Below are 14205 nucleotides of genomic sequence, written 5' to 3'. Positions count from 1 at the left end.
CCTTTACTTTGATTGTAATGGTGCAAACGTTAATCGATGCAGTGGGCAGGGACCAAGTTGTTTAATCGCTTCTAAATGCTCTTTCGTCCCATAACCCGCATGATGTGAAAATCCATATCCTGGGTAGACTTCATCCATCTCTTCCATTAGTTTATCCCGCGTAACTTTTGCGATAATCGATGCAGCTGCAATCGAGATACTCCTAGCATCCCCTTTAATCAATGAGGTCTGAGGTATAGGTGTAGATAAGGTCATTGCATCAATAAGTAAATGCTCTGGAACAAGATCCAGGTTATCTACTGCTTGTGACATGGCTTTCTTGGCTGCTTGATAAATATTTATTTGATCAATTTCCTTTGCAGTAACCATGCCAACACCAATACTCACAGCTTCTTCTTTTATCCATTGAAAAAAATAGTCACGTTTAGACTTAGACAGTTGTTTTGAATCATTTATTCCATATAACTGAGTGTCAGGCTTCAATATGACAGCCGCTGCGACAACAGGACCCGCGAGTGGCCCACGTCCTGCCTCATCAATCCCGGAAATATATCTGATCCCTTGCTCATATTGTTTTCTCTCAAACTGAAGCATCTCTTCATATTTAAGTCGCATGTGACGTTTTTTTTCTTGTATTCTATCCCATCGTTTTAATAGATTTTGGACACCTTTTCGAGGATCCTGCTCTAATCTATCTCGATCTTCTATTGAAAGCTGATCTTTATCAAATAATGTCATTTCGAGTTTTTTTATCGATAATTGCTGCAAATTAAATCACTCTTTCATATATCTCATTAGTTATCACTCCAACAATGAAGGAGCATGACGGCGTTTCTCGCGAGAATAATGGCCATTATAGATGTTTTATTTTATGTATCGGTTAATCCAACTAAAATTCCAGTCTTTTTCTTAAAAATATGAATCTCGCCAGTTTCTATTCTATCAAAAATAAAACAACAAGTAACCCCTCTGAATAATCACTCAGAGGGGTTAGTCAATCGTTTAGTTATTCGGGACGTTCTAACGAAATCTTTCCTAATTTTTCACCGCGGAATTCTCGAATAATCAATTCGGCGGTACGATCATAATCTATATAACCACCGCTCATCATACAACCGCGTCGCTTACCAATGTCATCTAGAACCGTTACAATATCATCAATGGTTGGTTCAACTTCGAATTGAGGTAAATCATTAAGATTGTATCGTTTACTTAACTCATGAGGATAATGCAGTAGCAAGCATTTTAATAGAAATACTGATACATCCTGAAAATCAAGAAGATCATCTTTGATGGCTCCTGTTGCCGCCAATTTCAATCCAACTGATTGATCTTCAAATTTAGGCCACAGAATACCTGGCGTATCTAATAATTCCATTGTTTTTCCCACTTTAATCCATTGTTGTGCCGTTGTTATCCCTGGTCGATTCCCAATTTTAGCAATTTTTTTATTCGCTAACCGATTAATCAAGGTTGACTTCCCGACATTTGGAATACCTAAAATTAAGGCACGGTCACCTCTTGAATTAAATCCTTTATTTTCAAGTTTTGCACGCTTGTCCACCGTGAGTCTATGTACGAGGTCTGGGATATTTTTTGTTCCAGCTCCTGTTTGTGCATTGACTTTCAATACACTATAACCTTGCTCCTCGTATTTTTTAGCCCACGAAATTGTTACACGATCATCAGCCATATCGACTTTATTTAATATAAGTATTCTTGGTTTGCCTGATGAAATCTCATCAACTAACGGGTTTCTCGACGATTCCGGGATACGTGCATCTACAAGTTCTATGACAACATCAATCAGTTTAATTTTCTCGATCATCTGTCGTTTGGCTTTAGCCATATGACCAGGATACCATTGAATAGACATAGGTACACCCCTTTTAAAAAATGAAGTTATGTATCACTTATTAGTATGTGTTCAAAAAGGCGGCAAATTAGAAGCAAGAAGATCAAGGCGGCGCTGTATTGAGGACCAGAATGTAGATTTTTACTACATGAGGACTGGAAAAACAAACGGGCGCCGAGATTCGTAGCTTATCATTTGATGACTTTTTGAACAACCTCTATTATTAACATTTTTGATAAACAATAAAGATGATTTACTCGTTTGATCGGATCCGATTCATTTTGTGATCAGATCAAACCGGTAATTATCGTTTTTGGCCAATGATACTTTTAACCAGTGATATCATTTTGAATGATTTAAGATATCTTAAAAAAACTCATATAGTGGAAAAAAAGAGCTTGTCGAAACAAGCTCTTTTTCAGATTGATTATTTGCTTTTGATACGGGCTTTTTTACCACGAAGGCTACGTAGGTAATAAAGTTTCGCACGACGTACTTTACCTTGACGAACAACGTCGATTTTGTCAATTTTAGGTGAATGAACCGGGAATGTTCTTTCAACTCCAACTCCGTAAGAAATCTTACGAACTGTGAAAGTTTCACTGATTCCACCGCCATGACGCTTGATCACAACGCCTTCAAATACTTGGATACGTTCGCGTGTACCTTCAACAACCTTAACGTGCACTTTCAATGTATCACCAGGTCTAAAATCAGGTAAGTCCGTTCTTAATTGTTCTTTTGTAATTTCATTTAAAAGTTCCTGCATAAATGCCCCTCCTTCCGTACAAATGCTCTTACAATCTTATCTATTGCAGCGGAACATCGTATTACTGGCATTTGCCACAAAAAATATCATATCATAACTCTGTAGACTATGCAAGATATGACAAAATCTTATTTTCCTTCTATTTTTTTAAATTCCTCTAACCATGCTAATTCTTCCTTAGTAAACGTTCTTCCTTCCAGTAGGTCTGGACGTCTATGAAATGTTCGATATATGGATTCTTTCCGACGCCAGGTATCAATAAGAGCATGGTTTCCGGAAAGAAGCACCTCGGGAACTTTCATGCCTCTAAAATCACTCGGACGAGTATATTGTGGATGTTCTAATAATCCTGTTGAAAATGAATCGGTCACCGCTGAATCATCATTTCCAAGAACCCCAGGCAGTAAACGAACGATACTGTCGATCATGACCATTGAGGCAAGTTCACCCCCTGTAAGAACAAAATCTCCAATTGAAAATTCATCTGTAACTAAAGCTTCGCGAATCCGTTCATCATACCCCTCATAATGCCCGCAAATAAAAACCAAATGATCCTCATGTGCTAATTCTTCAGCATGCTTCTGCTTAAACGTTGTACCTTGAGGAGTCATCAATATCACTCTTGGTTTTTGGGTTAAATCTTGGGTTAGATGATCCATCGCATCAAAAATAGGTTGAGGCATAAGAACCATACCAGCGCCTCCACCATAAGGATAGTCATCCACTTTATGATGTTTGTTCGTCGTATATTTTCTAAAATCGGTCACTTCAAAATCAACAAGTCCTTTGTCTGATGCTTTTTTTAAGATAGATTGTTGAAATACACCACTGAACATCTCTGGAAATAAAGATAAAATATCAACTTTCATCGTCAATCAATCCCGGAAGTAAATGAACTTTAATTTGTTTATTTTCGATATCAACTTCTTTAACAACATCATCAATATAAGGAAGCAAAATATCTTTTCCACCTGTTTTAACGATCCATACATCATTGGCACCCGGAGACAATATTTCTTTAATTTCTCCGAGTACCCTTCCCTCATCTGTGACGACTGTGCATCCAATAATTTCATGATAATAAAAGACATCTTCTTCCAGATCAGATAGTTGTTCTTTTGATACAAAGAGTTCACTACCTTTAAGGGGTTCGACGTCATTAATCGTTGGATAGCCTTGAAACGTCAGTAAATCAAATTGTTTGTGTCTTCGATAGTTTTGGACGATGATCGGCTGATATCGATTACTTTTAGCATTTCGAATATACAACTTGCTTCCCTTTGCGAAACGTTCATCGGTGAAATCTGAATCACTTATGACTCTGACTTCGCCTCTTATGCCATGCGTGTTCACAATTTTTCCAACGTAAAGCCAGTCTAACATATGTATACACTCCCTTCTTGAATATGTAGTGCTAACAACAGCGGTCATGCAACTAATACTGATTTATAGATTCCCGTTACACTATTTTTAACATGATGTTTCCTAACGGTGTAAAAAAAAGGAAGGGTAAACGCACCCCTCCTCTTTTTTATAAATGTATTAAGGCCTGAGGATTTTATTTCTTAGTATTCCTCTCCAACCCTCACATTATCTCTTTTACTTTATTTTTGATTTTTTGAAAGGTGGAATTTCTCCATGATTCCTTCGTTTGAGAAAAGATTACGTACAGTATCTGATGGTTGAGCGCCTTTTGTTAACCAATCAAGTGCTTTTGCTTCATCAATGTTAACAAGCGCAGGATTTGCAACTGGATTGTAAGTACCAATTTCTTCAATAAAGCGGCCATCACGTGGTGAACGTGAGTCAGCTACAACTACACGATAAAAAGGACGTTTTTTTGCTCCGATACGTTTTAGACGAATTTTTACTGCCATAATGTAACACTCCAATTTTTTATTATTAATTTTTATGATCTATCCTAAGTGCCTATTTATTAAAGTGTGTTCTCACGTTTGAATACTCTTTAATTCTATAAAGGCCTGATCACATAAATGGTAAGTTAAAAGGATTTTTACGCTTTTTCCCTTTGGTATTGCCCATAAATTGCTTCATCATTTTTTTCATGTCTTTAAATTGCTTTAAGAGACGGTTAACATCTTGGATCGTGGTTCCACTTCCAAGTGCAATACGTTTCTTTCTACTCGCCGAAATAATATCAGGATCAGATTTTTCAAGTGGCGTCATTGAACGAATGATGGCTTCAATTTGACCGATTTTCTTATCATCAATTTTGGCATCTTTCAAACCTTTGAGCTTTCCGGCTCCTGGCATCATCGCGAGTAAATCTTCTAGAGGACCCATATTTCGAACTTGGCCAATTTGTTCTAAGAAGTCGTCGAACGTAAAACTCATTGTTCGAAGTTTCTTTTCCATTTCTTTTGCTTTCTCAGCGTCCACGTTAGCTTGTGCTTTTTCGATTAAAGATAAGACATCACCCATCCCTAAAATACGGGATGCCATTCGTTCAGGATGGAAAGGTTCTAGAGCATCTAACTTTTCTCCCATACCAACAAATTTGATTGGTGTACCTGTAACTGCTTTTACAGATAAAGCTGCACCACCACGCGTGTCTCCGTCAAGTTTTGTAAGAATTGCACCAGTAATATTAAGCCGTTCATTAAAGCTTTCTGCCACATTGACCGCATCTTGCCCCGTCATGGCATCCACAACAAGGAAGATTTCATTCGGATCTGTAACAGCTTTAATTTCCTCAAGTTCTTCCATTAGTGTGTCATCAACATGGAGTCGACCTGCTGTATCAATGAAGACAATATCATGATGATCTTCTTTTGCTTTCTTGATCGCTTCTTTGGCAATCGTAACTGGACTTTCCTTGTCTCCCATTGTAAAAACGGGCATACTTAGCTGTCCGCCGAGAGTTTGTAATTGCTTAATTGCTGCAGGTCTGTATACATCTGCTGCAACAAGAAGTGGATTTTTATTGTTGGCTTTTCGAATATAATTAGCTAGTTTTCCAGTTGTTGTTGTTTTACCAGCACCTTGAAGTCCTACTAGCATAATAACGGTTGGTGGTTTCGGCGAGAATTGAATTTTGCTTTGTTCTCCGCCCATCAATCCAGCCAATTCATCTTGAACAATTTTGATCACCTGTTGACCTGGCGTCAAACTCTTCAAGACTTCTTGTCCAATAGCCCGTTCTTTTACACGATTAATAAAATCCTTTACAACTTTAAAGTTAACATCGGCTTCAAGTAAAGCAAGTCTCACTTCTCGCGTCATTTGCTTTACATCAGCTTCAGATACTTTTCCTTTGCCACGAATTTTCTTAATTGTCTCTTGCAATCTGTCTGACAAACCTTCAAATGCCATGCTGCGCCTCCTAATCTAAATTCTCAAGCTTATCCATAATATGATCGATGTTCTCAAGTCGACTTGAATCTATATCGAGAAGACACGATCGAAGCTCGGAAAACAGCTTAAGCCTCGTTTGATACTTGCTTAAAAGCTCTAATTTCGACTCAAACGACTCAAGCATGACGACGGCACGCTTTAAATTGTCATAAACAGCCTGCCTACTGACCTCAAATTCTTCTGCAATCTCCCCCAATGAAAAATCATTGAGATAGTAAAGGGTCATATATTGTTGCTGTTTGGGCGTGAGCAAATTTTGATAAAAGTCATACAAAGCACTCACACGTAACGTTTTTTCAAGCATATAAAAAATCCCCTTGTAAAGTACAAAAGCTTTACAGACTAATATTATAGAATTTAGTCATGATTGTCAAGTTTATTTCTTGATTGATGTCATACGTTTTCCCGGCTAGAGAACCATCTTTATTAAATCTTTCTTCATCTACTTTTAGAGGTTGCTTTAAAAAGTCACCAAATGATTGTGCGAATCCTCGGCGCCCGCTCGTTTTACCGGTCCTCATGTAGCGGATACAAGAGGATCTCTATCTAAAATCACTCACGCTGGCGCCTAAAGCTACCACAACGCGAGGAATGCCGGTCCAAAGAAAACCTTCGCCGCTCTTATCCTTCCGACGCCCAGGACGGGCTAGTACTGGCGTTCTGGCAGGGTGCTAGCGTACTAGCTAGTAACCTTTTCATTTGTCACCTTTTTGCACACTCACTTTTCGTAAAAATCTATTTAAGTAAGAGAAAACTTAAGAGAATGAGATGATTATAAAAATAGGGTTATGAGAACTCTTATTCATGATCATCTGACTCCGTTTCCTCTGAGAATAAGTCACTAAACAAACCATACACAAATTGATCAGAATCAAAGGTTTGTAAATCGTTGATGCCTTCTCCAAGCCCTATTAATTTAACCGGTATATCCAGTTCATGTCGTATAGCAAGAACGATACCACCTTTTGCCGTTCCGTCTAATTTTGTCAATACAATTCCTGTGACTCCCGTTGCTTGACTAAATTGTTTGGCCTGACTTAAAGCATTTTGACCAGTTGTGGCGTCAAGAACCAATAGGACTTCATGTGGTGCTCCAGGATATTCTCTAGCTATGACACGTTTAACTTTTTCAAGCTCATTCATAAGATTGACTTTATTTTGAAGTCGGCCAGCTGTATCACAAATTAAGACATCCACTTTGCGAGATTTGGCCGCTACTAGCGCATCATAGACAACAGCGGCTGGATCAGAACCCTCTTGATGCTTGATGACATTAACTCCACTTCGTTCTCCCCATACTTCCAATTGATCAATCGCGCCCGCTCTGAATGTATCACCAGCTGCTAGCATGACTGTTTTGCCTTCTTGTTTAAGTTTATGTGCTAGTTTCCCAATGGTTGTCGTTTTTCCGACACCATTAACGCCGACCACAAGAAAAATGGTCATACCATTCGGATTAAATGTTAGCTCATTTTCTTCATCCTTTTTAGTTAACATACCGGATAAGACCTCAACGATGACATCTTTAAGTTCTTCGGTCTCCTTAATATTACGTGTCCGAGCTTCATCCTTTAATTGATCAATTAATTCTAGGACAGTATTAACTCCGACATCACTACTAATCATCACTTCTTCTAATTCTTCAAAGAATTCCTCATCTACTTTTCGATAACGCTTTACAAGGTTATTCACTTTACTAGCAAACGATTGCCTGGTTTTAGTCAAACCACCTTTAAATTTTTCAGTGACAGATTCGGTTTGCCCTGTAATTTTATTTTTTATTTTTTTAAAAAAGTTCATGTTGACCTCCTTATGATGTTGCGAGTAACTTTGGTGTTTCTTCTAACCGCACAGAAACCAAATTTGAAACGCCTGATTCTTGCATTGTAACACCATAGAGTACATCTGCTTTTTCCATCGTACCCTTTCGATGTGTTACAACGATAAATTGTGTTTCATGACTAAATGTTTTTAAGAAATCCGCATAGCGATCCACATTCGCATCGTCTAACGCAGCTTCAACTTCGTCAAGAACACAAAAAGGAACAGGACGAACTTTTAATATAGCAAAAAGTAAGGCGATCGCGGTTAATGCTCGTTCGCCGCCTGAAAGTAAAGATAAATGTTGAAGTTTCTTCCCTGGTGGCTGTGCTAAAATATCCACGCCACTATATAGTAAATCATTCGGATCTAGCAACTTAAGATCCGCTTCTCCTCCACCAAATAGAGATTTGAAGACTTCTTTAAACTCATCTCTTACCTTATAAAATATCTCGCTGAAACGTTTCGTAACCTCTTCATCCATTTCATCCATCACGCCAATCAGTGTTTCACGAGCTTTAAGTAAATCATCACGTTGATTACTAAGAAAATTTCGCCGAGATGAAACACGTTCATATTCTTCAATGGCTCCTAAATTTACAACACCAAGCTCTAATATCGCTTTTTTGATGAGTTTCACCTTTGTTCGAGCTTCATGTGTTTCGATTGTCAGAGGATAATTTTCTTTAGCTGTCTCGAAGCTCATTTCATAATCTTCTCTTAAAGCATCAATCAAATTATCCAACTGAATATCTAATCGTTCAAGCTTTATATCTTCCTGCCTTAATTCCTCTGATATTGTATCCAAGTTGTGCTGAATGGATTTTAACTTTTGTTCGTTTAGATTTAGATCTTGCTGGAGCCGTTGTCGTGTTCCCTTTTTCGTATCAAGTTGGGCCGTTAACGTCTCTTTTTCTTCTCTACTTTTTTTGATTTTCTGGTTAATGGTTTCCTGATCCATCAAATGTAAGGACACATGATCATGTAAGGCTTGAACGCTATCAGTCGCTTCCATCAGTTCAGAAGTTAATCCATCTAACTGTTCTTTCATTTCTTTTGTTTTATCTTCAAGATGGGTTACCACTTGTTGTTGTTTGGCTACTTGAATTTTTAATGTCGTTATTTCCTCTTGAAGTTCGTCTTTTGATAAATCTTGAGTTTTCTTTTTCTTTGTTGATTCATTTATTTCATTTTGAAGATCTCGCCCTTTTTGATCGTAAACAGATTGCTCCTGCTTAAGTTTATCCATTCGATCTTGAAGTGCTTTCTTTTCCTCTTGAAAATCACGATGCTCTCTTGTTAAATTGTGATGCTTATCAAGAATGTTATTCTTTCTTATTTCAATTTCTCTTAAGCGGCTCTCTAAATGCTCTTTTTCAATCATACGCTGTTGTAATTGTTCGCGATATGATTCCAATTGCATTTCATGATCTACAAAAAACGTTTTCAAACTCGTAAAAGACTCTTCCAATTCAGCTTTCTTGCTTTTCATTTCCTTTAATTGAATCTTTAATTGACTAATTTCACGGTTTCTTCCAATTAAACTGACCTGTCTTTCTCTTTGACTTCCACCTGACATAGCACCACCCGGACTGACAACATCCCCATCTAATGTCACAATACGGAAACGATATTGCATGAGATTTGCCATATCATTGGCTCCCTTAAGGTGCTCTGCAATGATAATATTTCCAAGCAGATGCTTAATAGCAGGTTGATACATTTCTTTACACTGAACGAGTTCACTTGCTATCCCTACAAATGAAGGATGAGTTTTCAGGCTCGCGATGTCGTGTGCTCTTAGTTGCTTTGATTTAATAACCGACAAAGGTAAAAATGTCGCTCGACCGGCTTGTTGCTTTTTTAAAAATTGAATAGCAGCTCTGGCCGAGGCTTCATCTTCGGTAACAATATGCTGAGCCTGTCCGCCCAATGCCGTTTCAATAGCCCTTTCGTAGCGTTTTTCCACCTGTAAAAGTTCCGCAACTGCTCCATGTATGCCATGAAGTCTATGTCCTCTAGCTTTAAGAACTTGTTTTACGCCCTGATAAAAACCAGCGAAATCTTGACTCATTGATTGAAGCATATCATGCCTAGATTCTGCTTGTTGGATAAACTGACGAACCTTATTTATAGCATCTGCTTGTTTGGCATACGCTTCTTTTTCAGACTTTACAGTTTGTTGCAATTCGGTAAACTGCTGTTTGGTTGTTTTATATTCTTTTTGTTTATCTTTAATTTCTTTTTCGGCTTGAGTTTGCAATAATTCAATATTCTTAAGACTTTGCAATACATCATCAGATGATGATTTTGAACGGGATGTTCTCTGATCCAGTTGATTAAGCTGTTCTGTCAAGTAGCGTTGTTCATTCCGAAGCGAAGCTTGTTTGTTTAAAACGTCTATATATTCGCTTTTTATTTTCTCAATAATAACATCAAGATCTTGATCATAAAAAGTAAATTCTTTTGTTTTCTTTTTGAGATCATTTTTCAGGTTCTCGAGTGTTAATTTTTCTTCTTCTAAAATAGTCAATTCAGAATTTAGCGCATCTTCATTTTGCTTTTGTTTCCTTTTCAATCGATCAATACGCTCTTTCATTTCTTCAGCATTTTCTTTGGCATGCTTTTGTCGCTCATGAAGAACATTTTTTTGTCCTTCGAATTTTTCTAGATAGCGACTAGAGACCAATAAGCCTTGTTGAATCTCTTCAATTTCATGATCCAAATGATCTAATTTAGTTCGCTCATCTTGATATAATTTATCTTGTTCTTCCATAAGGCGCGTATGCTGTGCCTTTTGTTGATCTAATCCAGCAACATTCGCTTTCTTTTGTTCCCATTTACGATGTGTATCTTCAATATCGTGAGCAAGCAATGCTACTTCTATTTTTTTTAGATCTTCTTTCTTTTCTAAATAATCTTTAGCAATGGACGCTTGCTCTTCTAAAGGATCAATTTGATCCTCCAGCTCATGTAGAATATCTTCGACACGATTTAAATCATCTTCAGATTCCGTTAATTTCTTTTCAGCAGCTTGCTTCCGCAATTTATATTTCAATACACCCGCTGCCTCTTCGAAAATGCGGCGCTTATCTTCGGCTTTACTATTTAAGATATCATCAATCTTCCCTTGCCCGATAACTGAATAAGCTTCTCGACCAAGGCCAGAATCCATAAAAAGATTAACAATGTCTTTTAATCGGCAGGATTGTCCATTTATAAGGAATTCGCTATCTCCTGAGCGAAAGACTCGCCGTGTGATGCTTATCTCACTATAATCATAAGAAAGATATTGATCATGATTATCCAATGTTAGTGTGACTTCAGCCATGTTGAGACTTTTCTTACTGTCACTTCCAGCAAAAATAATGTCCTCCATCTTGGAACCTCTGAGAGATTTTGCAGATTGTTCACCAAGAACCCAACGTATGGCTTCAGTTATATTGCTTTTTCCACTTCCATTAGGACCTACAACGGCCGTAACTCCAGGCACAAATTCTACCGCTATTTTATTCGCAAATGATTTAAAACCGATCACTTCTAATTGTTTGAGGAACATAACGATCTATCCTCCTTAATTCTATTCACTTTTTCTATTTTACCATAGGGAGAACAAAGTTTCTTTCTAATCATTCCAACATCATTTACTTTTTGTTAAAATGATATTTAAGTAAGAAATTATCTTGAAATTAAAAAATTAAAAGGGGTGACAATGTGGATTCGCAAATAAAAAGCAGGGAAAATATCGAAAAGATGATCGATGTTATAAAGAAAAAAATCCAACTCGTCAATCAAGATCTTCTAAGAGCTGAAGACTTTTCAATAGACAAGTATGATGATCTTTATGATATTTATGAACTTATTAATAAAAAATCATCATTTAGTGTCAGTGAGCTTGAAGCTATTTTAGATGAACTTCGAGGATTGCGTAACTAATCTTTTGATTATCGATCGGGCTCTGAGACTATACGTATTGAATGAAAAAAACCGGGATCCCCGGTTTTTTTCTAGTTTGGATGAGTATCAGTCTCATCATATTATTTATGACGATAAAAGATACGAATAGAATCAACTTCTAGAGGTTGTTCAAAAAGTCAACAAATGATCGTGCGAATCCTCGGCGCCCGCTTGTTTTTCCGGTCCTCATGTAGTAAAAACCTACATTCCGGTCCTCAAAACAGCGCCGCCTTGATCTTCTTGCTTCTAATTTGTCACCTTTTTGAACACGCACTTCTAGTCTTTGTCATTTTTGCTTTTTTAATGAAGCAATGGCTTCACGCGCTGCAAATTGTTCAGATTCCTTTTTAGAGCGACCTTTACCAGTGCCAACCACGTTATTATCCAGTAAAACATTCGATACAAATATCCTGTGATGCGCTGGACCAGATTCAGACACAATTTCATATGTTAATGAACCTAGATTATTCCGTTGAATAGTTTCCTGAAGCTGACTTTTATAATCCATCACATGGGAAAAAGCACCTTCGTCTATTTTTGGATAAATCACGGTTTCTAATAGATGATTAACTGTGTCTATACCTTGATCAAGATATAGCGAACCAATAAAGGCTTCAAACACATCAGCAAGTAAAGCTGGCCTTTCTCGTCCTCCTGTTGCTTCCTCTCCTCGTCCAAGAAAAATTAACTCTCCTAGATTTAGATCATGAGCAAATAAAACTAAGGATGGTTCACATACAACCGCAGCTCTTAATTTCGTCATGTCCCCTTCGCTCATTTCTGGATGATGCTTAAATAAATATTGAGAAACAAGCAATTCAAGAACGGCATCTCCTAAAAACTCTAAACGTTCATTATCTTTTCGAATATGACGACGATGCTCATTCACATACGATGAATGAGTAAAGGCTTGTTTTAATAGCGTTTCATCTTTAAACGACAATCTATGTTTTGCTAAAAAACCACGGAGCCGTTCAGTTATCTCTCTTTCATATTCGCGAGCTCGCTTGGCCCTCACCATGACTATCCCCCCTAATAACTATAAATCTAAAGTCCCGCGTTTTTAACATACGGGACTTCAAAGTTATTTCATTTATTGATGGCTTTTTATGTAATCTATTACATTGCCAACAGTTAAAATCTTTTCAGCATCTTCATCCGAAATTTCCAAACCAAACTCATCTTCTAATTCCATGACAAGCTCAACGATATCGAGTGAATCCGCATCAAGATCTTCTTTAAATGATGCTTCAGGTTTTACATCAGCTTCGTCAACACCTAGGCGGTCAACGACAATTTTCTTCACACGTTCTAAAATATCTTCTGCCATGTCTGTCACCTCCTCTCAATTGGGTTTCGATCTTTAAAATACCAATAAAACAGATCTTCGTAAAGTATTATTTTAAGTACGTGTTCAAAAAGGTGACAAATTAGAAGCAAGAAGATCAAGGCGGCGCTGTTTTGAGGACCAGAATGTAGGTTTTGCTACATGAGGACCGGAAAAACGAGCGGGCGTCGAGAATTCGTAGCTTATCATTTGGTGACTTTTTGAACAACCTCTTTAAACAAGCTTGAATTTATACACGTTTATCATGATCTACATAGTTATTAACTCAACCTATGTTTATTAAATATCAATCAATCTTGTCCCATATGAAAATAAATAACTACAACCAATAACTTTACTGCATTACCATGCCACCGTCAATATTTAATATTTGTCCTGTCATATAGCGGCTATCTTCACTTGCTAAAAACTTAACAACAGCTGCAACGTCGTCAGGTTCTCCAAAGTAATTTAGTGGAATTTGTTTTTTCATTTGTTCTTTAATTTCTTCAGGTAGATCTTCCGTCATATCTGTCGCAATAAAACCAGGAGCAATAGCATTAACCGTAATATTTCTTGGTGCAAGCTCTCTTGCTGTCGATTTAGTCAGCCCGATGACACCTGCTTTTGCAGCAACGTAATTAGCTTGTCCTGGGTTGCCTATAATTCCGACAACAGATGAAACGTTAATAATACGTCCACTTTTTTGTTTCATCATTTGCCGAGTTACAGCCTTTGTTGTATTAAATACCCCTTTTAAATTGATACTTAATACGCTATCCCAATCATCTTCTTTCATACGCATCAGTAATGTATCCCGCGTAATCCCAGCATTATTGACTAGAATATCCAATCGACCATAGGATTCTACAATTGATTTAATCATGTCTTGAACCGCTTTAGTATCAGCGACATTACATTGGTAAAGAGAAGCTTTAACACCATAAGATTTTGCTTCCTCAACAACCTTTTCGGCAAGGGCTTGATTACCTGCATAATTAACAACGACTGAGGCACCAGCCTTGGCAAGAGTAAGGGCTATGGCACGTCCAATTCCTCTTGAAGCACCGGTTACTAGGGCCACCTTTCCTTCTAACATAT

14 protein-coding genes are annotated in these 14205 nt (G+C 37.5%); 1 reads left to right on the top strand and 13 read right to left on the bottom strand.

What is annotated here, in order from left to right:
- Positions 1-3: 3 nt before the first annotated feature.
- From rnhB to smc, 10 genes are all read right to left on the bottom strand, one after another.
- Positions 4-768, bottom strand: a complete 765-nt coding sequence (rnhB, locus tag FG390_RS01560; RefSeq protein WP_141189255.1) for a ribonuclease HII — start codon at positions 766-768, stop codon at positions 4-6.
- A 238-nt stretch (positions 769-1006) separates the two neighbouring features.
- Complete coding sequence (ylqF, locus tag FG390_RS01555) at positions 1007-1876, bottom strand: ribosome biogenesis GTPase YlqF (protein WP_141189254.1); 870 nt, start codon at positions 1874-1876, stop codon at positions 1007-1009.
- Positions 1877-2282: 406 nt separating this feature from the next.
- A complete protein-coding gene (gene rplS, locus FG390_RS01550; protein WP_141189253.1) occupies positions 2283-2624 on the bottom strand; it encodes a 50S ribosomal protein L19 in 342 nt (113 codons plus the stop codon).
- A 128-nt stretch (positions 2625-2752) separates the two neighbouring features.
- Positions 2753-3493 carry a tRNA (guanosine(37)-N1)-methyltransferase TrmD gene (gene trmD / locus FG390_RS01545; RefSeq protein ID WP_141189252.1) on the bottom strand — a complete coding sequence of 247 codons (741 nt, stop codon included), beginning with the start codon at positions 3491-3493 and terminating at the stop codon, positions 2753-2755.
- Positions 3483-4007, bottom strand: a complete 525-nt coding sequence (gene rimM / locus FG390_RS01540; RefSeq protein ID WP_141189251.1) for a ribosome maturation factor RimM — start codon at positions 4005-4007, stop codon at positions 3483-3485. The genes trmD and rimM overlap by 11 nt, the downstream gene beginning before the upstream one ends.
- Before the next feature lie 221 nt (positions 4008-4228).
- Positions 4229-4501 (bottom strand): 30S ribosomal protein S16, encoded by a 273-nt coding sequence (rpsP, locus tag FG390_RS01535; protein WP_141189250.1) that lies wholly within the window; start codon positions 4499-4501, stop codon positions 4229-4231.
- 109 nt (positions 4502-4610) lie between these two features.
- Entirely contained in the window at positions 4611-5957 is a 1347-nt protein-coding gene (ffh, locus tag FG390_RS01530; RefSeq protein WP_141189249.1) for a signal recognition particle protein, read from the bottom strand.
- Positions 5958-5967: 10 nt separating this feature from the next.
- A complete protein-coding gene (locus FG390_RS01525) occupies positions 5968-6303 on the bottom strand; it encodes a putative DNA-binding protein (protein WP_141189248.1) in 336 nt (111 codons plus the stop codon).
- 494 nt (positions 6304-6797) lie between these two features.
- Positions 6798-7799 carry a signal recognition particle-docking protein FtsY gene (ftsY, locus tag FG390_RS01520; RefSeq protein ID WP_141189247.1) on the bottom strand — a complete coding sequence of 334 codons (1002 nt, stop codon included), beginning with the start codon at positions 7797-7799 and terminating at the stop codon, positions 6798-6800.
- 10 nt (positions 7800-7809) lie between these two features.
- Positions 7810-11379 carry a chromosome segregation protein SMC gene (smc, locus tag FG390_RS01515; RefSeq protein WP_141189246.1) on the bottom strand — a complete coding sequence of 1190 codons (3570 nt, stop codon included), beginning with the start codon at positions 11377-11379 and terminating at the stop codon, positions 7810-7812.
- A gap of 155 nt (positions 11380-11534) precedes the next feature.
- Between smc and FG390_RS01510 the strand changes: the two genes are divergently transcribed.
- Positions 11535-11756 carry a DUF1128 domain-containing protein gene (locus tag FG390_RS01510; protein WP_141189245.1) on the top strand — a complete coding sequence of 74 codons (222 nt, stop codon included), beginning with the start codon at positions 11535-11537 and terminating at the stop codon, positions 11754-11756.
- Between the two features lie 307 nt (positions 11757-12063).
- On the opposite strand, the gene rnc is transcribed toward FG390_RS01510, so the two are convergent.
- From rnc to fabG, 3 genes are all read right to left on the bottom strand, one after another.
- Positions 12064-12798 (bottom strand): ribonuclease III, encoded by a 735-nt coding sequence (rnc, locus tag FG390_RS01505; RefSeq protein WP_141189244.1) that lies wholly within the window; start codon positions 12796-12798, stop codon positions 12064-12066.
- Positions 12799-12870: 72 nt separating this feature from the next.
- On the bottom strand, positions 12871-13107 hold the full coding sequence (gene acpP / locus FG390_RS01500; protein WP_141189243.1) for an acyl carrier protein: 237 nt from the start codon (positions 13105-13107) through the stop codon (positions 12871-12873).
- A gap of 352 nt (positions 13108-13459) precedes the next feature.
- Positions 13460-14203, bottom strand: coding sequence for a 3-oxoacyl-[acyl-carrier-protein] reductase (gene fabG, locus FG390_RS01495; protein ID WP_141189242.1), 744 nt, complete (start codon positions 14201-14203; stop codon positions 13460-13462).
- Positions 14204-14205: the final 2 nt, after the last annotated feature.

Source organism: Terrilactibacillus laevilacticus (assembly GCF_006517395.1).
Classification (GTDB): Bacteria; Bacillota; Bacilli; order Bacillales; family Sporolactobacillaceae; genus Terrilactibacillus; species Terrilactibacillus laevilacticus.
Note: the sequence above shows the minus strand (reverse complement) of the source record. Positions and strands in the feature narration are given on the sequence as shown.

Coding starts and splice junctions, on each gene's coding strand:
- FG390_RS01525 (WP_141189248.1), bottom strand. CDS start 6,303: ATGCTTGAAAAAACGTTACGTGTGAGTGCTTTGTATGACTTTTATCAA.
- rimM (WP_141189251.1), bottom strand. CDS start 4,007: ATGTTAGACTGGCTTTACGTTGGAAAAATTGTGAACACGCATGGCATA.
- acpP (WP_141189243.1), bottom strand. CDS start 13,107: ATGGCAGAAGATATTTTAGAACGTGTGAAGAAAATTGTCGTTGACCGC.
- trmD (WP_141189252.1), bottom strand. CDS start 3,493: ATGAAAGTTGATATTTTATCTTTATTTCCAGAGATGTTCAGTGGTGTA.
- rnc (WP_141189244.1), bottom strand. CDS start 12,798: ATGGTGAGGGCCAAGCGAGCTCGCGAATATGAAAGAGAGATAACTGAA.
- ylqF (WP_141189254.1), bottom strand. CDS start 1,876: ATGTCTATTCAATGGTATCCTGGTCATATGGCTAAAGCCAAACGACAG.
- smc (WP_141189246.1), bottom strand. CDS start 11,379: ATGTTCCTCAAACAATTAGAAGTGATCGGTTTTAAATCATTTGCGAAT.
- rpsP (WP_141189250.1), bottom strand. CDS start 4,501: ATGGCAGTAAAAATTCGTCTAAAACGTATCGGAGCAAAAAAACGTCCT.
- ftsY (WP_141189247.1), bottom strand. CDS start 7,799: ATGAACTTTTTTAAAAAAATAAAAAATAAAATTACAGGGCAAACCGAA.
- fabG (WP_141189242.1), bottom strand. CDS start 14,203: ATGTTAGAAGGAAAGGTGGCCCTAGTAACCGGTGCTTCAAGAGGAATT.
- rplS (WP_141189253.1), bottom strand. CDS start 2,624: ATGCAGGAACTTTTAAATGAAATTACAAAAGAACAATTAAGAACGGAC.
- ffh (WP_141189249.1), bottom strand. CDS start 5,957: ATGGCATTTGAAGGTTTGTCAGACAGATTGCAAGAGACAATTAAGAAA.